This is a genomic window from Aeromonas sp. D3 (genome assembly GCF_027705025.1).
Lineage (GTDB): Bacteria > Pseudomonadota > Gammaproteobacteria > Enterobacterales > Aeromonadaceae > Aeromonas > Aeromonas salmonicida.
In genome coordinates, this window is sequence record NZ_JAPDBE010000025.1 from 22,457 (window position 1) to 39,043 (window position 16,587).

Sequence of the window (16,587 nt, forward strand, 5' to 3'; positions counted from 1 at the left end):
GTGGAGGCGGTGATAAAGTTCAACCCCACCTTTTTCGAGTCCGACTATGTCCCATCTCAATGCGTCCGCCAGCCCGGCGGTCCAGTCACTGGTACTGATTGCAGAAGATGAAGCCGAGATCGCCGACATCCTCGCCGCTTACCTGCAACGTCATGGATTGCGCACCCTGCACGCCGCCGATGGCCGTGAAGCGCTGGCCATGCATCAGGCATTCAAACCCGATCTTCTGCTGCTGGATGTGCAGATGCCGCAGCTCGATGGCTGGCAGGTGCTCAGCGAGATCCGGGCCCGTGGCGATACGCCGGTGATCATGCTGACCGCCCTGGATCAGGATCTCGACAAGCTGATGGGACTGCGCATGGGGGCGGATGACTATGTGGTCAAACCCTTCAATCCGGCCGAAGTGGTAGCCCGGGTGCAGGCGGTGCTCAGGCGTACCCGGGCCGTAAAGCCTGCCACGACGAACGTGCTGCGGGTCGGCCAGTTTCAGATCGATCTGGAGAGCCACGAGGCCAGCATTTTCCGCGATGAGCAGCAGCAGGTGCTGGAGCTGACCCTGACCGAGTTCAAGCTGCTCGCCTCCCTGATGCGGGCGCCGAAACGGGTGTTCAGCCGTGCCGAATTGCTGATCCACTGCCTGCCCGAGGGGGATACCCAGGAGCGTACGGTGGACAGTCACATCAGCAAGTTGCGCAAAAAACTGGAGACACACGGCATTCAAGGTGTGCCCGCCAGTGTCTGGGGCGTTGGCTATCGCTTCGGTAGCAACACATGAAACCGACACCTGGCCTGCGCAGGCAGATCATCCACTCCCTGGGACTGATGGCGCTCGGCATCATCTCCCTTGCGGTGATAGGCACCTATGTCTTCTACGCCATTGCAGTGACTTATGTGCCGGGCAGCATCTCCGAGAGCTGGATTCCCTCCAAGGTCGAGATGATCTGGATCGGCTCGACCATTCTCATTGCATTGGGAATGGCGCTGTACGTGGCTGTTCGCCTCTCTCGCCGCATACTGACCCCGCTCAACTCGGTGGCGAACAGCCTGCGCGAGGTGGCAGAGGGCAGGCTTGACGCCCGCGTGCCGATGGATGAACAGGCGATCGGGGAGACGGCGCAACTGGTGCGCGACTTCAACACCATGGCCGAACGTCTGCAGAGCATGACCCGTGAGCGGGAGTTCTGGAATGCCGCCATCGCCCACGAATTGCGCACTCCCGTCACCATTTTGCGCGGCCGCTTGCAGGGGCTGGCCGAAGGGGTGTTTCCTCCCAGCAGCGAACTCTTCCAAGGCTTGCTGCGTCAGGTGGAAGGTCTCAATCACCTGATCGAAGACTTGCGGGTATTGAGCCTCAACGACAGCGGTCACCTGGAGTTGCAACGGACAGAGGTCCGGCTGGCCGATGAGCTCGCCGTCGTGCTTGAGGCGTTTGCCAGCCCTCTGGCGGCGAGCGGATTTGTATTGAAGCGTGAGCTGGATAGCGAACTTCATGTCTGCTGCGATCTGTTTCGCATCCGTCAGGCCCTGATGGCGCTGCTGGAGAATGCCCGGAAGCACGCGCTGCCGGGCCTGCTGACTGTGCGTCTGTATCGCTCAGACAGCCTGTGCGTCCTGAGTGTGGAAGATGAAGGCCCGGGCATCAGCGAGGAGGTGGCGGCCTACATTTTCGATGCGTTTCGCCGGGGGGATCCGTCACGCTCGCGCAAGAGCGGCGGTAGTGGACTTGGACTCGCCGTGGTCAAGGCCATTGCCGAGGCGCACGGTGGTAGTGCGGTTTGCCAGCCCACCGGGCGGGGCGGCACCACATTCCTGCTTTCCTGGCCAATTCAGGCCACGTCCTGATCGCCCTGCAGTCAGCATCCATTTGACGACATAATCTGCGCCAGCCTGCATATTTCATATTCTGCTTTTACGCGCCTTTACAGCCCTGATTTCCTTACCAACACTTGGTTGAGTGATTGCTCAGGAGGGAGTGGAGTATGCGTGAAACAAAGACACATCTCGTTGATCAGGAGGTAGATTTCCCTGCCGATGAACAGCTGGTATCCACCACGGATCTGCGTGGCGTCATCACTTATGCCAACGATCATTTCTGCCGGGTTGCCGGTTACAGCCGTGCCGAACTGATAGGCCAGCACCACAATATGGTGCGCCATCCCGACATGCCCAAGGCCGCCTTTGCCGATCTGTGGGGCAAGCTCAAGCAGGGGCAGCCATGGCGCGGCATGGTGAAGAACCGTTGCCAGGATGGTCGCTACTATTGGGTCGATGCCTATGTCACCCCCATCTTCGAGCAGGGCAAGATAAGTGGCTATCAGTCGGTGCGTTGCCGTGCCGATCCGCAGATGAAGGAGATTGCCGCCAGGACTTATGCCCGCCTGCGCGCCGCCGAGCAGGGAGGGCGCAAGCCCCGTATTTCCCTGTCACGGCTGCGCCATCTGGTTGCCGGTGCAGGATTGCTGGCGCTGGCCTGGCTGGGTGCCGTGCAGCTGGGAGCCTGGGCTCCGCTCTATATGGCTTTGCCACTCCTGCTGCTGGGAGGTCTCTACCGCCACGAGCTCATCACGACTCCGCGCTATTTGCAGCAGCTGGCCGATGAATATGACAGTCTGACCCGGCTTATCTACTCGGGTCAGGAGCCCAGCGCCATCGCCGATTTTCACATCAAGTTGCTGCAGGCCCGCATCCGGACCGTGCTGGGGCGGGTAGACGATGCCACCCACGCCCTGCAGGATCTGGCCGTACACCTGAAGAGCGCCTCCAGTGAGGTCAGCTCGGACATTGCCGAGCAGGATGCCCAGACCCAGCAGATGGCGGCGGCCATTACCGAGATGGCGAGCACGGCGCAGGAGATTGCCCGCAACATTCAGGACACCAACAGCCAGGTTGCTCAGGCCAAGGCTCACTGCCAGCACACGGACAAGCAGTTGCTCGACACGGAGCGCAAGATAACCGAGCTCGCGACGCAGGCGGAGCATGCGTTTGCTTCTGCGGTAGCGCTGGCCAGCGAATCGGATCGTATCGGGGTCTTGATGGGCGAAATTCAGGGCATCGCCGATCAGACCAACCTGCTGGCGCTCAACGCCGCCATCGAAGCGGCCAGAGCGGGAGAGCAGGGGCGGGGGTTTGCGGTGGTGGCGGACGAGGTACGTACCCTGTCAACCCGGACCCACAAGGCGACCGAGCAGATCCAGAGCAGCATAGGGCAGATCCAGCGCACCCTGAACGGCTGGAAGGGGATGATGCAGAACAACCTGCAACAGACGCAGTCTTGCGTTGAGATGACCCGGCAAGGTTCCGGCAGCCTGCATCAGGTACTGGCCGAGATTGAACTGGTGATGGATTTCTCTGCCCAGATCTCGGCGGCGGCGGAGCAGCAACAGGCGGTAGTCGAAAACATCAGCCAGAACGTCAATCTCATCTCACAGCACTCCCACGCCAACAGCAACAAGATGCAGGATGTGGATGAGTCGAGCGAGATACTGCTGACCAAGGCCAGACAGCTCAAATCCTTGGGGCAGACCTTCGGCTGATGCTCCCGCGCGCTCACCAAAAGCAACAGGGCCACCCATAGCGGTGGCCTTGTTGCTTGTACTGTCCTGCGTCTTGGTGCTGCCCGCTTGATGCTGTGAGGTGCAGCCTGGCTGACCGGGTCCGGATGAAGGGCTTAGGGGGGCGCCGCCGCCAGTTCGATCCCCTTGTCGTTGTACATGGCGCGATCGGCGTGGATAAGCCACTGCTCGGCACGCCAGCCCGGCTGGTATTGGCTGACCCCGACGCTGATGCCAACCTCGAGTTGATGCTCCTTGACCTGAAAAGGCTGGGCCATAGCCATTCTGATCACCTCGGCAATGGCCTCGGCATCGATCAGGTCGTGATCGGGGAGCAGTAGAACGAACTCGTCACCGGCCAGTCTGGCGAAGAAGCGCTGGTGGTTGAGGCTGCGGGTGATCCGCTCCGCCAGCTGGCAGAGGATGGCATCGCCATGGCTGTGGCCAAAGCCGTCGTTGACCTGTTTGAAGTTGTTGAGATCACAAAACAGCAGGCAGCCGGGGTTGGGGCTGCTTATCTGCGCCTCCAGCCGCTCCATCAGGCTCAGACGGTTGGGCAGGCCGGTGAGCGGGTCCTGCCTTGCCAGCTGCAATATCTCCTCTTCCCGCTGCTGGCGCAGGGCAATCTCGCGATTGAGCCGTTTGTTGCACACCAGCAGGTAGACCGCCAGCAGCAATATGAGCACGCAGGCGGCCAGACTCAGCAAAAACCAGGGACGCCAGAATACCCACTGCTCGGAGGGGGCCTGATAGAGAAAGTCAGTCAGCGGCACGGGTCGCTTGATGAGCCCGATTTCGGCCAGCTGCTCCATGATGTGGGTGACGCGATCCGGGTTCATATACCCGATCTCCACATAGAGCGGTTGTATCATTTCCTTGCTTACCTGCAGCTCGTACTCCATGTGGGCCTGACTGCGGTTGACGCCGTATTCACTGCGCAGCAGGGCGATGGCCTCCTGGGGGTGGGCGAGGGCATAGCGCCACCCTTCAAGGCTGGCGGTCCGAAACCGCTCTACCCTGCCCGGATGGGCCTGCTCCTGCGCCTGAGTGGTGAAGAGTATGTCGCTGTAAAAGTCGATGCCGTAATTGCGCGGGTTGATGACGGAGACGGGAATGCCGCGCTCTTCCAGATAGAAAGGCTCGTTGCTGAGATAGGCGTTGAAGATATCGACCCTGCCCTCGACGAGATCATCGATATTGACCGAGGTCTGGATCGGGGTTAGTTGGCTTTCATTGAGGCCTTGATAGAAAAGTGTCGCCAGCAACTCGGCATCCTGATGGGCGGAAAACATCATGATCCGTTTGCCACGCATGCCATCAACAGTGAGAATGCCGCTGTCACGACGGGCCAGGAAGATGGACGGCGAGTGCTGAAAGACGCTGGCGAGTGCCAGCAGTGGCTTGCCATTGGCATAGGCGGTCAGTACCTCTGTGTTGCCGACGCCAAAGTCGGCACGACCGCTTTGCACCTCGTCCACCGGGCTTATTCCCTTGCCACCGGGCCTTATCTCCACGTCCAGTCCGGCTTTGGCATAGAAGCCCTTGGCCTTGGCCATGTGATAGCCCACAAACTGGGGCTGGTGCAGCCAGCGCAACTGGAGCACCACCCGCTCCGGGGCTTCAAGGGAGGATTCATTGGCCAGGAGGGGCCCGATATAACTGGCGCCAATCAGCAGCAACCAAAGCAAGTATCTCTTCATCCGTGCGATTCTTGTTCTGAGTATTCATGGGGGGCGACCCCTTGATGGAGTCATATTCTTGTAATGAAACACATTCTAAAAGGTTATAGATGTACCGGATACTAGCGCAGCACAAAGATTTTATGTTGATCAACAAAGGGCCGGGCCTTGGCATGCATGACGAAGCCGGTGAGTCGGGTCTGGTCAATCCGGGGCTGGTCAGTCGCGTCAAGGCCGACACAGGGCAGGTGCTTTATCCCGTTCATCGGCTCGACAAGATGACCTCAGGTCTGGTGTTGCTGGCGCGTACCACGGCGGCGAACCGGGCACTCAGCATGGCATTTGCGGAGCGACAGGTGAGCAAGCAGTATCTGGCCCTCTCCGATCGCAAGCCCAAAAAGAAGCAGGGCTGGGTAAAAGGGGACATGCAAAAAGGGCGGGGTGGCAGCTGGATGCTGGCGCGCAGCCTGGACAACCCCGCCATCAGCTGGTTTGACTCTGTGCCGGTGCGCGAGGGGTTGCGGCTCTATCGCATCAAGCCCCAGACCGGCAAGACCCACCAGATCCGGGTTGCCTTGAAAAGCATAGGGGCACCCATTCTGGGGGATGAGCGTTACGGCGGCACGGCGGCTGACCGAGGCTACCTGCATGCCTGGCGCCTGAGTTTCACCCTGGCAGATGAAGCATTCGATTTTATCTGCCCTCCCGATGAGGGGGCCATGTTTCTCACCCCCGAGCTCCATGTCGCCATCGCCGGATTGAGCGAGTGAGGGGAGGACAAGACACTATGCGTACAGACTGGATCCTGGCTGACTTTGACGACACCCTGGCCCCGGGCGACAGCCACGCCGGCTTGTTGCGCTATATACTGCGCCGTCGCCTCTGGCCACTCTTGCTGCTGCCGGTGATCGCACTGGGTGGCCTGGTTTACCTAGTGCCAAGCCGGCGCAGGCAGGGGATTTCGCTGATCTGGTGGGCCATCACACTGGGGCTTTCGCCACTGGGCTGGCGCAAACTGGTGCGGGCCTATTGCCGCACCCGGCCTGGGCTGTTTTGCGAGGCGCGCGCCTTGCTGATGAAAGACGGTGATCGCTGCTGGGTGATCTCCGCCAGCCCTCGCGCCCTGGTGCGCGGGCAACTCCATCAACAGTTGCCTGGCAAGCTGCCCCATCGCACCCTGGGCTCGCGGATGCACTACCGCTTGGGCGGCTTGATGCCGCGCTTTTACTGCCACGGTCAGCACAAGATACTACCCGAGATCCGCGCCCTCACTGTGACGCTGGCCCTGAGTGACAGTCTGCACGATCTGCCGCTGCTGGCGCAGGGCGCAGAGGCCTGGCTCATCAATCCCACCCCGCTTCGTCTGCAAAAGGCGCAGGCCTGTTTGCCCCACATCATGACCAAACGCTGGCGACTGTAAGGCAAAGCTGACAGCCCTGCGGGTCGCCATGGGGCGATCCGCAAGGCTGCGGCTTGAATGTCACAATCTATTTACATCTTTTGGTGGAGGACCCCGAGAAACTATCTGAAACCCGCCTCTTCTCTTCTGCCGCGCACCTGCATCTAATGAAACAAGTTGTTAACAAGACCTGCTTGACGGGATCGACGGTCAGGCCGTCGCCCCGGGTCAATCCGCTTTAACCACTTTCAGTCATCAGCACATTGCAAGGAGCGCATCATGACGACCACTTCCTCCTCTTCCCGTTCCCACACCATCAATCCCCTCGGCTCGGATGGCTTCGAATTCGTCGAGTACACGGCGCCGGATGCCAAGGGCATTGCCGCCCTCAAGGCGTTGTTCGTTTCACTGGGGTTTGCCGAAGTGGCAAAGCACAAGCACAAGCAGTGCTGGCTCTATCGTCAGGGTGACATCAACTTCGTGGTCAACGCCGAGCCCGACTCCCAGGCGGAGCAGTTCGCCAGCCTGCACGGGCCCAGCGTGTGCGGCATGGCATTTCGGGTGGCGGATGCGGGCAAGGCCCAGCAATACGCCATCACCAAGGGGGCCAAGCCCTTCGTCGGCAAGATAGGGCCCATGGAGCTCAATATTCCCGCCATCTATGGCATAGGCGAGAGCACACTGTCGTTTGTCGACCGCTACGGCGACAAGGGCTCCATCTATGATGTGGATTTCGTGTTTTACCCCGACTGGCAGGCGCGCATGGCCGAGGTGGATGCGGGGCTCTACGAGATCGATCACCTGACCCACAACGTCCAGCGTGGCAACATGGATGTCTGGTCGAACTTCTATGAGCGGATCGGCAATTTCCGGGAAATTCGCTACTTCGACATAGAGGGCAAGCTGACCGGCCTGCACTCTCGTGCCATGACGGCCCCCTGTGGCAAAATCCGCATTCCCATCAACGAATCCTCCGATGACAAGTCCCAAATTGAGGAGTACCTGCGTCAGTACAAGGGGGAGGGGATCCAGCACATAGCACTCGCTTCCAGCGACATCTACCAGACCATACGTACCCTGCGTGGCCGTGGTACCGGTTTTATGCCGACCCCGGACACCTACTACGAGAAGGTCAACAGCCGGGTCGAGGGCCATCAGGAAGATCTGGCCTCCCTCAAGGATCTGCAGATCCTCATCGATGGTTCTCCCACCAAGGACGGCATACTGCTGCAGATCTTCACCGACACCGTCATAGGCCCGGTGTTCTTCGAGATCATTCAGCGCAAGGGCAATGAAGGGTTTGGCGAGGGCAATTTCCAGGCACTGTTCGAATCCATTGAACTGGACCAGATCCGCCGTGGTGTGCTGCATGGAGAACCCAGCGATGCGTAACTGGATAAGCTTTCCCCATCGGGAGGGGACCCACTCCCGTCAGGCGCATGCCGACCTGCCAGAGCAGGCCATCTATGAGCGCGAACTGGGGCGGGCCGGCTTCTTCGGCCCCGCCACCCACATGCACCACAAGCATGCTCCCACTGACTGGACCAACTGGGAGGGGCCGCTGCGGCCGAGGGCGTTTGACTTGAACGGTCTGCAGGAGGAGGTGAGTTCCCTCTCCCCCTGGGTGATGCCCGATATTCTGCACAATGCTCACTGCCGCTACCGGATGTGGCGTTTGCACGAGCCTATGCCGTTTCTGGTGCGCAATGCCGACGGTGACGAGCTGCTGTTCATCCACGAGGGCAGTGGCGAGTTTTATTGCGACTACGGCCACCTGACCTTGCGGGACGGCGACTATGTAGTGATCCCCCGTGGCACCATGTGGCGCATCGAGCCCACGGCGCCCATGTTCATTTTGATGATAGAGGCGACCAATGACAGCTATCAGCTGCCGGACAAGGGGCTGGTGGGCAATCACGCCATCTTTGACCCGGCGGCGCTGGATGTGCCCGCCATCAATGAACGCTTTCTGGCCCAGCAGGATGAAAATCCCTGGTCGCTGCAGGTCAAGCGCCACAATCAGGTGTCGGTCATCACCTGGCCCTTCAATCCGCTGGATGCCCAGGGCTGGCACGGGGACTTGTGCGTGGTGCGCCTCAACTGGCGCGACATTCGCCCGCTGATGAGCCACCGCTACCACTTGCCGCCCTCGGCCCATTCCACCTTCGTGGCGAGCCGGTTCGTCATCTGTACCTTCGTGCCGCGCCCCATAGAGAGTGACCCCGGCGCCCTCAAGGTGCCCTTCTACCACAGCAACGACGACTACGACGAGGTGCTCTTCTACCACGCAGGGGACTTCTTCAGTCGGGACAATATCGAGCGGGGCATGGTCACCTTCCACCCCGCCGGCTTTACCCACGGCCCCCATCCCAAGGCGTTTGCGGCGGGGCAGGCCTATGCCAAGAAGTTCACCGACGAGGTGGCCGTGATGCTGGATACACGCGATGCACTGAACGTCGGCAGCCTGTGCGAAGGGATAGAAAACCCGCGCTACGTCAGCAGCTGGCAGCGTCCCGAACTTTCGACTACCACTGGCAAATAAGGATTTTTATGAAACTTGCAACCTTGAACAATGGCAAGCGCGATGGCGCCCTGGTGGTGGTCAGCCGTGACTTGAGCCGCGCGGTGCGGGTGCCATCCATCGCCCTCACTCTGCAGTCGGCGCTGGATGAGTGGGCACAAACGGCCCCGCACCTTGCAACCGTCTATCAGACCCTCAACGATGGCACCTGTGCCGATGCCTTCCCGTTTGATGAGAGTGAGTGTCTCTCGCCCTTGCCCCGCGCCTACCAGTGGGCCGACGGCAGCGCCTACGTCAACCACGTCGAGCTGGTGCGCAAGGCCCGCGGTGCCGAGATGCCGGAAAGCTTCTGGCACGATCCCCTGATCTACCAGGGCGGCTCGGACTGTTTTCTGGCCCCCCGTGGTCCCATCGTCATGGGCTCGGAGGCTTGGGGTATCGATTTTGAGTCGGAAGTGGCCATCATTACCGACGACGTGCCCATGGGCACCAGCCCGCAGGCGGCCGCTGCCCACGTCAAGTTGTTGATGCTGGTGAACGACGTGAGCCTGCGCAACCTTATTCCGGGCGAGCTGGCCAAGGGCTTTGGCTTCTTCCAGTCCAAACCGTCGAGCGCCTTCTCGCCGGTGGCCATCACGCCGGACGAGTTGGGCAGTGACTGGCAGGATGGCAAGGTGCATCTGCCGCTGGAAACCCATCTCAACGGTACCCTGTTCGGTGCGCCCAATGCCGGGGTGGACATGACCTTCAACTTCTTCGAGCTGATTGCCCATGCTGCCAAAACCCGGTCGCTCGGGGCGGGCTGCATCATAGGCTCGGGGACCGTCTCCAACTATGACCGCAGTGCCGGGTCCTCCTGCCTCGCCGAGCTGCGCATGTTGGAAATTATCGAGTCAGGTCAAGCCACTACACCCTTTCTGCGCTTTGGTGATACAGTGTCCATCGCGATGCAGGATCGTAACGGGATGAGTCTGTTTGGCACCATTTTGCAAAAAGTTGCGCAACAGGATGTCAGCCAGATGACGTGAAGGAGCCAGTGCGGACACAGGGCCGACTGGTGAACGGCAGGTGCCCGTGCACCTGCCAACACAGGGACAGATTATGTTGCAGTTGTTTGGATATTGGCGTTCATCGGCAAGTTATCGGGTACGGATAGTCATGCAGCTCAAGGGGCTCGATTATGAGTATCACCCGGTCAACTTGAGGCAGGGCGAGCAGCGCGAGAAGGCCTATCATCGTGTCAATCCCCAGGGGCTGGTGCCCTTTCTTATCGACGGGGATGTGCAGTTCGGTCAGTCGGTTGCCATTATGGAGTACCTTGACGAAACCTATCCTGCCTATCCGCTGATGCCCTCGGCCGCCCAGGCGCGGGCCAGGGTGCGCCAGATAGTCAACATGATCGCCTGCGACACGCACCCGCTCGACAACCTGCGGGTACTCACCTATCTGGAGCAGGATCTGGGGCTGGGCAAGGCGCAGCGTGATGCCTGGTATCGCCACTGGATTGACGAAACCTTCAGGGTGCTCGAACCCTTGCTGATGACCACGGCCGGCGTCTATAGCGTCGGCAACGAGGTGACCCTGGCCGACTGCATGCTGGTGCCTCAGGTCTACAACGCCCGCCGCTACGACATGACGCTGGATGAGTACCCCACCATTGCGCGTATCGTCGCCAACTGCGAGCAGCTGCAGGCCTTTATCAAGGCCGCCCCCGCCAATCAGCCGGATGCGCAGCCTTGATATTTGACTGACTCGAAAGCGTTTTTTGAAACCCGTCGCCCCGCCCCCTTGTCTCCAACAGTGCGGGGCGATGGCGTTATGGGATGAGTCGAGACAACTCAGCTGCGTTCAGATGGTGGCTGGAAGAAGGCGATAAACTTGCCGAATTTCACCTCGTCATAGCTCTTTTCCTTCTCCAGCAGCCCGGTATTGACCGATTCCAGCAGCTTGCCCTTGGTATCCAGCACGTAGAAGTGGGGCACCCCCAGGTACTCGGGGTAGCGTTTCAGGAAGGGCTCGTTCTTGTTCGCCTTGCTGACGTTCACCTTGACCACCACGAAGGTCTGGTTGAACTGACTGGCAAGGGTTGGCTCCCGGTCCAGGAAGTGGTTCATCTCCTGGCACCAGCTGCACCATTCTCCGCCCACCAGCAGCAACACCTTCTTGCCCTCCCTCTGTGCCTTGGCGGTGGCGGAGGCCAGATCCTGCGCCGGATCCCGCTGCTCGTCATATCCCTGACTGTAATCGGGCAGCGCCTTGGCCCAGAGATGGCCGGCGCTGTACGCCTCGCCATGGAACAGGGCCGTGCCAAGCACCAGCGGCAATAGCAGTCGTTTCATCTTTTTCTCCTTGTGTTGTTATTCGTTGCTTCCAAGCCGGAACAATGTGACACGAGCGAGCCCCTTCGCCAAGCAGCAAGCGTGGCAGGGAATATGCGAAAAATGGGAATGGATAGACGCGGAAAAACAAAAGCCCCTCAGCTGAGTGAGGGGCTTGGTAATGATGGACTGGCTTGGTCGCTGGTATTTGCTTATCTGCGCATACCCGTCAGCCTGTCAGTAACTCTGCTGGTGGACGTCCATCACGGCGCGACCTGAGGGGTCTGCCATCTCCTTGAACTTGGCATCCCACTCCAAGGCGGTCGGAGTGGAGCAGGCGACCGACTTGCCGTAGGGCACGGTACGGGCGGCGGACTCCAGCGGGAAGTGCTCGTCGAAGATGGCGCGATAAAAATAGGCCTCCTTGGTGAGCGGTGTGTTGACGGGGAAGCGGAACGCCGCCGCCTCGAACATCTGATCCGTCACTTCGACCTCGACCATGGCCTTGAGGCTGTCAATCCAGGAGTAACCCACGCCATCGGAGAACTGCTCCTTCTGGCGCCAGGCCACTTCGTGGGGCAACAGCTCCTCGAACGCTTCACGCAGTATGTGCTTCTCGATCTTGCCGTTGCCACACATCTTGTCGGCAGGGTTGAGGCGCATCGCCACGTCCATGAACTCCTTGTCGAGGAAGGGCACGCGGCCTTCCACGCCCCAGGCGGCCATGGACTTGTTGGCCCGCAGGCAGTCATACAGGTGCAGGGAAGCGAGCTTGCGCACGTTCTCTTCGTGGAACTCTTTGGCGTTGGGCGCCTTGTGGAAGTAGAGGTAACCACCGAACAGCTCGTCGGAACCTTCACCGGAGAGCACCATCTTGATGCCCATCGCCTTGATATAACGGGCCATCAGGTACATGGGGGTAGAAGCGCGGATGGTGGTGACGTCATAGGTCTCGAGGTGATAGATGACGTCCGGCAGGGCATCCAGCCCCTCTTGTACCGAGAAGTGGATCTGATGGTGAACCGTGCCCAGATGGTCGGCCACCTTGCGGGCGGCGGCGAGATCCGGCGAGCCTTCCAGCCCCACGGCAAAGGAGTGCAGCTGCGGCCACCAGGCGGCACTGTTGCCATCGTCCTCCACCCGGCGGGCGGCGTAGATCTTGGCAATGGCGGAGATGACGGACGAATCCAGTCCGCCGGAGAGCAGCACACCATAGGGCACGTCGCACATCAGCTGACGCTTGACGGCCGCTTCCAGCGCGGCTTTCAGTTCCGCTCTGTCGCTGACCTTGTGCTCGACCGCGTCGTACTCCATCCAGTCGCGCTTGTACCACTGTTTGAGCTCGCCATCCTTGCTCCAGAGGTAATGTCCCGGCGGGAAGGTTTCGACGCTCTTGCAAACCGGCACCAGGGCTTTCATCTCGGAGGCGACATAGAAGTTGCCGTGCTCGTCGCGACCGGTATAGAGGGGGATGATCCCCATGTGGTCACGACCAATCAGGTAGGCATCCTGCTCGGCGTCATAGAGGATGAAGGCGAAGATGCCGTTGAGATCGTCCAAAAAGGCGGGGCCCTTCTCCTTGTAGAGTGCCAGCAGCACCTCGCAGTCGGAGTGGGTCTGGAACTGGAAGTCGACCTTGAGGTTTTTTTCGAGTTCCTTGTGGTTGTAGATCTCGCCGTTGACGGCCAATACGTGAGTGCGCTCCGGGTTGTAGAGCGGCTGGGCGCCATTGCCCGGATCGACGATGGCCAGGCGCTCGTGCACCAGTATGGCTTTGTCTGAGCTGTAGATGCCGGACCAGTCAGGACCGCGGTGACGCAATCGCTTGGACATCTCCAGGGCCGATTTGCGCAAGGCTGCTGCATCGGATTTGATGTCCAGAATGCCGAAAATAGAACACATTGGCGGTAATCCTCTTGATTTTTATAGGAGCCCCCCACATACGGGCTCGAAATTCCATTTACATTCCTCGTCAATCACAATGCCTAGCGCAAAAACCTTTTGCAAGCGGGAAAACCGCAGAAAATCATGCCGTAAACGTCAAGCAGACGAGCAGATGGGCCGAGTGGAAAAACAGGGCGAGTTGACGCCAACGTCAAGTGGTGGCGGGCTCGAAGATCACATAGACCTTGCGACAGGGGGTGAGTGTCTCCCACTCCCCGACAAAGCCGGCCGGAATAACGAACTGATCCCCCGGTTTGAGGGCAAGTTGACCCCCCAGGCTGTCGTGGATCACCACATCCCCTTCCAGCAGCTGGCAATATTCGTGCTCCGTGTAGTGGATGGCCCAGCGCCCCGGCTCGCAGGCCCAGAAACCCACGTGAAACTGCTGGCTGGGATCCGAGTAGTGGTTCCAGAGGCTTTGTTCAGGGTTGCCGGCCTTGATACGCTCGGCTGGGGGCGTGAGCGGGGTGGGGGAGACGGCGTGCTGGTTGAGCAGTACCCAGTCGTTGAGGGTTTTCATGGTGCATCCTTGCCAATGGTGAGTGAGATATTGAGAGTGCGGGGCCATCCAGGCCCCGCATTCGTTTAGTTTGTTTAACAATGTTGACATTAAGTTAAACGAGGAGGCCCCCCGTTGACAAGGGTTGCCTCTGTGTCGAGTGGCTGCAACTGCCTGATGACGTGGCGAGCGAAGCCGCTGCCTGCCTCGTCGTAGACGTTGAACACCGCATCGACGCCCTGTTCACGCAGGGAGGCGATGTCATCCTCGAAGCGGACTATGGCTGCTATCTTGCCGTGAAAACCGTGGCTGCGCAGCTTGTCGATGGCGTAGAGGTTGCCCGAGTGGTGGGGCATGGCGAGGATCACCAGCTGAACCTGATGGGAGAGGATCACCTTGTCCCAGAAGTCGGTATCGGTGGCATCCCCTTCCAGCACGTTCATCCCCTGTTCGCGCAGCAGGGGTGCCTTGTCCCCGTTGTTTTCGACCCCCAGTATGACGTTGCCGTATTTGCGCTCCAGCTCATGATAGGCGCCCTGTCCGATGCGCCCCATGCCGAGGATGATCACCTCTGCATCCCCCAGTTCGATGGGCCTGTCATCCAGGTGCAGGGTGTCCGATTGCAGGCGGCGCAACCAGGGGCCTATGTGCTGATAGATCCACTCGCTGTAGCTATTGAGCGGGGCCGACAGCATGAAGCTGCCCGCCAGCGCCAGCGAGAGGGCGACCAGCCATTCGTGGGAGAGCCAGCCCGCCTTGGCGGCGATGGCGGCCACGATCAGGCCGAACTCAGAGTAGTTGGTGAGTGCCAGCGTCGAGAGCAACGCGGTTCGCACCCGCAGCCGGGCACCGCTGTAGACCAGATAGTAGAGGGCGCTTTTGAGCGGCAGTGCCAACATCAGCACCAGCGCCATCCACATGGTTTCCTGGGTCGGCATGCCGTTGAGGCCGATGGAGAGGAAAAAGCAGATGAGGAACAGATCCTTGAGGCTGAACAGGGATTTTGCCATCCCCGCCGCCGCCGGGTGGGAAGCCAGCAGCATGCCGATCACCAGAGCCCCCAAGTCCGGCTTCAAGCCGACAGCCTCAAAGGCGGCGGCCCCCAGTACCAGGGCCAGGGTGATCCCCATCAGCATCTGCAATTCACCGTGACCGGCCCGCTCCAGCAGCTTGAACAGCAGGGGCCGCAGGAAGGGCAGCGCCAGTATCCAGAGCGCCCAGATACTGGGCAATTTGCCGGTGGAGGCGGTCAGAAAACCCACCGCGAAGATGTCCTGCATGATCAGCACCCCTATGGCCAGCTTGGCATAGAGGGCATTCATGTCGCTGCGATCTTCCAGCACCTTGACCGCAAAGACGGTGCTGGAGAAGGAGAGGGCAAACCCAAGCATGATGGCGTGGGGCCACTCCAGATCCTGCATCAAGGTCATGCCGACCCCTTTGCAGGCGAGCAGGATCACCCAGAACAGGCCGCTGGAGAGCAGGATATGGACGGTGGCAGTGCCCCACACGTCACGGCGCAGCAAGGTCTTGATGTTGAGCTTGAGGCCTATGGTGAACAGCATCAGGGTCACCCCCAGCTCGGCCACCGTGGTCAGTACCTCGGAGCTTTGATAGCCGAGGCCATTGAGCACAAAACCGGCGGCGAGAAAGTCGATCAGGGGCGGCAGCCCCACCAGGTTGACCAGCATGCCGCAGGCGAAGGCGACGGCAATGAAGAGCGGTTCCATGGATGACTCCTGTGATCACATCAGACGATATCGATATCCACGACTGAGTCGAAGATGTGGTTCGGGCGAAACGGCATGCGATCGATATCCGCGACCTTGCTCACCCCGGAGAGCACCAGCACGGTTTCAAGACCGGCCTGGAAGCCCGCCAGAATATCGGTGCGCAGGTTGTCGCCGATGATGATGGTGTCGTCGGAGTGGGCCTCCATCCGGTTCAATGCCGCGCGAATGATCCAGGCGCTCGGCTTGCCCACATAAAATGGCTTCTTGCCCGTCATCCGCTCTATGGGAGCGCAGAGGGCGCCGCAGGCAGGATGCATCATGGGGCCATGGGTATCGGGGTTGGTAGCGATGAAGCGGGCCCCCTGATCCACGAACTTGGCCCCCAGCTGCATCATGGTCCAGTTGTAGTTGCGGGTCTCGCCCACGACCACGAAGTCGGGGTCTATGTCGGTGATGGTGAAACCGGCCTTGTAGAGCTCGTGGGTCAGGGCCCCTTCGCCAATCACATAGGCCTTCTTGCCATCCTGGCGTTTGAGAAAATCGGCTGTGCCCATGGCGGAGGTGTAGAAGCACTCCTCCGGCACTTCGATCCCGGCGGAGCGGAAGCGGTTTTGCAGATCTTTCTGGGTCTGGGCCGGGTAGTTGGTGAGGAACAAAAGCTTGCTGCCCTGCTCCAGCAGGCGATGGACGAAGCGGTCGGCACCGGGGATGAGATCGTTGTTGTGCAGAATGACGCCGTCGATGTCACAGATGACGCTTTTTTTCATGGGAACTCCTTTGTATAGGGCACAAGAGTGAACGCGGGGCGGACGCCAACTCTTAATATCTTCAATCAGTTATGTTGTTTTTGTGACGCCATTATAAGTCGGTTTGATGACAAGTCTCCCCCTACCAGGCGAGATAGGTACACAATGAAAAGGGAGAGGGAAGGGATCCGCTCTGC

The 16,587-nt window shown here is 60.0% G+C and carries 15 protein-coding genes; 9 read left to right on the plus strand and 6 right to left on the minus strand.

Annotation, left to right across the window (positions count from 1 at the left end; translation table 11 throughout):
* Window positions 1-46: 46 nt before the first annotated feature.
* The 3 genes from OKC28_RS14700 to OKC28_RS14710 all read left to right on the plus strand — a co-directional run bounded on the left by OKC28_RS14700 (window position 47) and on the right by OKC28_RS14710 (window position 3,533).
* Window positions 47-775, plus strand: a complete 729-nt coding sequence (locus OKC28_RS14700; protein ID WP_270689965.1) for a response regulator — start codon at window positions 47-49, stop codon at window positions 773-775.
* Window positions 772-1,842 carry an ATP-binding protein gene (locus tag OKC28_RS14705; protein WP_270689967.1) on the plus strand — a complete coding sequence of 357 codons (1,071 nt, stop codon included), beginning with the start codon at window positions 772-774 and terminating at the stop codon, window positions 1,840-1,842. Before OKC28_RS14700 ends, OKC28_RS14705 begins: the two co-directional genes overlap by 4 nt.
* 137 nt (window positions 1,843-1,979) lie before the next feature.
* Entirely contained in the window at window positions 1,980-3,533 is a 1,554-nt protein-coding gene (locus OKC28_RS14710) for a methyl-accepting chemotaxis protein (RefSeq protein WP_270689969.1), read from the plus strand.
* 134 nt (window positions 3,534-3,667) lie between these two features.
* On the opposite strand, the gene OKC28_RS14715 is transcribed toward OKC28_RS14710, so the two are convergent.
* Entirely contained in the window at window positions 3,668-5,251 is a 1,584-nt protein-coding gene (locus OKC28_RS14715; protein WP_270689971.1) for a GGDEF domain-containing protein, read from the minus strand.
* 89 nt (window positions 5,252-5,340) lie between these two features.
* Between OKC28_RS14715 and OKC28_RS14720 the strand changes: the two genes are divergently transcribed.
* From OKC28_RS14720 to maiA, 6 genes are all read left to right on the plus strand, one after another.
* The gene (locus OKC28_RS14720) at window positions 5,341-6,000 is read left to right on the plus strand and encodes a TIGR01621 family pseudouridine synthase (RefSeq protein ID WP_125600530.1); all 660 of its coding nucleotides are present in this window, start codon (window positions 5,341-5,343) and stop codon (window positions 5,998-6,000) included.
* A gap of 17 nt (window positions 6,001-6,017) precedes the next feature.
* Window positions 6,018-6,650 carry an HAD family hydrolase gene (locus OKC28_RS14725; protein WP_155604063.1) on the plus strand — a complete coding sequence of 211 codons (633 nt, stop codon included), beginning with the start codon at window positions 6,018-6,020 and terminating at the stop codon, window positions 6,648-6,650.
* Between the two features lie 258 nt (window positions 6,651-6,908).
* The gene (hppD, locus tag OKC28_RS14730) at window positions 6,909-8,021 is read left to right on the plus strand and encodes a 4-hydroxyphenylpyruvate dioxygenase (protein ID WP_270689976.1); all 1,113 of its coding nucleotides are present in this window, start codon (window positions 6,909-6,911) and stop codon (window positions 8,019-8,021) included.
* On the plus strand, window positions 8,014-9,171 hold the full coding sequence (locus tag OKC28_RS14735) for a homogentisate 1,2-dioxygenase (protein WP_270689978.1): 1,158 nt from the start codon (window positions 8,014-8,016) through the stop codon (window positions 9,169-9,171). Before hppD ends, OKC28_RS14735 begins: the two co-directional genes overlap by 8 nt.
* 8 nt (window positions 9,172-9,179) lie before the next feature.
* Window positions 9,180-10,178 carry a fumarylacetoacetate hydrolase family protein gene (locus OKC28_RS14740; RefSeq protein ID WP_270689980.1) on the plus strand — a complete coding sequence of 333 codons (999 nt, stop codon included), beginning with the start codon at window positions 9,180-9,182 and terminating at the stop codon, window positions 10,176-10,178.
* 73 nt (window positions 10,179-10,251) lie between these two features.
* Window positions 10,252-10,890, plus strand: a complete 639-nt coding sequence (gene maiA / locus OKC28_RS14745; RefSeq protein ID WP_256684149.1) for a maleylacetoacetate isomerase — start codon at window positions 10,252-10,254, stop codon at window positions 10,888-10,890.
* 98 nt (window positions 10,891-10,988) lie between these two features.
* Here maiA and OKC28_RS14750 read toward each other — a convergent pair whose 3' ends face one another.
* The 5 genes from OKC28_RS14750 to OKC28_RS14770 all read right to left on the minus strand — a co-directional run bounded on the left by OKC28_RS14750 (window position 10,989) and on the right by OKC28_RS14770 (window position 16,411).
* Window positions 10,989-11,489 carry a thioredoxin family protein gene (locus OKC28_RS14750; RefSeq protein ID WP_270689983.1) on the minus strand — a complete coding sequence of 167 codons (501 nt, stop codon included), beginning with the start codon at window positions 11,487-11,489 and terminating at the stop codon, window positions 10,989-10,991.
* Window positions 11,490-11,705: 216 nt separating this feature from the next.
* Window positions 11,706-13,370, minus strand: coding sequence for an asparagine synthase B (gene asnB, locus OKC28_RS14755; protein ID WP_270689985.1), 1,665 nt, complete (start codon window positions 13,368-13,370; stop codon window positions 11,706-11,708).
* Between the two features lie 193 nt (window positions 13,371-13,563).
* Window positions 13,564-13,932, minus strand: a complete 369-nt coding sequence (locus OKC28_RS14760; protein WP_265456000.1) for a cupin domain-containing protein — start codon at window positions 13,930-13,932, stop codon at window positions 13,564-13,566.
* An 89-nt stretch (window positions 13,933-14,021) separates the two neighbouring features.
* Entirely contained in the window at window positions 14,022-15,641 is a 1,620-nt protein-coding gene (locus tag OKC28_RS14765; RefSeq protein WP_270689988.1) for a cation:proton antiporter family protein, read from the minus strand.
* Between the two features lie 20 nt (window positions 15,642-15,661).
* A complete protein-coding gene (locus tag OKC28_RS14770; protein ID WP_021140410.1) occupies window positions 15,662-16,411 on the minus strand; it encodes an HAD-IIA family hydrolase in 750 nt (249 codons plus the stop codon).
* Window positions 16,412-16,587 lie beyond the last annotated feature (176 nt).

Bases quoted from the DNA above. Each gene is read 5' to 3' on its own strand.
- OKC28_RS14700 (WP_270689965.1), top strand. From the start codon at position 47: ATGTCCCATCTCAATGCGTCCGCCAGCCCGGCGGTCCAGTCACTGGTA.
- OKC28_RS14705 (WP_270689967.1), top strand. From the start codon at position 772: ATGAAACCGACACCTGGCCTGCGCAGGCAGATCATCCACTCCCTGGGA.
- OKC28_RS14710 (WP_270689969.1), top strand. From the start codon at position 1,980: ATGCGTGAAACAAAGACACATCTCGTTGATCAGGAGGTAGATTTCCCT.
- OKC28_RS14715 (WP_270689971.1), bottom strand. From the start codon at position 5,251: ATGAAGAGATACTTGCTTTGGTTGCTGCTGATTGGCGCCAGTTATATC.
- OKC28_RS14720 (WP_125600530.1), top strand. From the start codon at position 5,341: ATGTACCGGATACTAGCGCAGCACAAAGATTTTATGTTGATCAACAAA.
- OKC28_RS14725 (WP_155604063.1), top strand. From the start codon at position 6,018: ATGCGTACAGACTGGATCCTGGCTGACTTTGACGACACCCTGGCCCCG.
- hppD (WP_270689976.1), top strand. From the start codon at position 6,909: ATGACGACCACTTCCTCCTCTTCCCGTTCCCACACCATCAATCCCCTC.
- OKC28_RS14735 (WP_270689978.1), top strand. From the start codon at position 8,014: ATGCGTAACTGGATAAGCTTTCCCCATCGGGAGGGGACCCACTCCCGT.
- OKC28_RS14740 (WP_270689980.1), top strand. From the start codon at position 9,180: ATGAAACTTGCAACCTTGAACAATGGCAAGCGCGATGGCGCCCTGGTG.
- maiA (WP_256684149.1), top strand. From the start codon at position 10,252: ATGTTGCAGTTGTTTGGATATTGGCGTTCATCGGCAAGTTATCGGGTA.
- OKC28_RS14750 (WP_270689983.1), bottom strand. From the start codon at position 11,489: ATGAAACGACTGCTATTGCCGCTGGTGCTTGGCACGGCCCTGTTCCAT.
- asnB (WP_270689985.1), bottom strand. From the start codon at position 13,370: ATGTGTTCTATTTTCGGCATTCTGGACATCAAATCCGATGCAGCAGCC.
- OKC28_RS14760 (WP_265456000.1), bottom strand. From the start codon at position 13,932: ATGAAAACCCTCAACGACTGGGTACTGCTCAACCAGCACGCCGTCTCC.
- OKC28_RS14765 (WP_270689988.1), bottom strand. From the start codon at position 15,641: ATGGAACCGCTCTTCATTGCCGTCGCCTTCGCCTGCGGCATGCTGGTC.
- OKC28_RS14770 (WP_021140410.1), bottom strand. From the start codon at position 16,411: ATGAAAAAAAGCGTCATCTGTGACATCGACGGCGTCATTCTGCACAAC.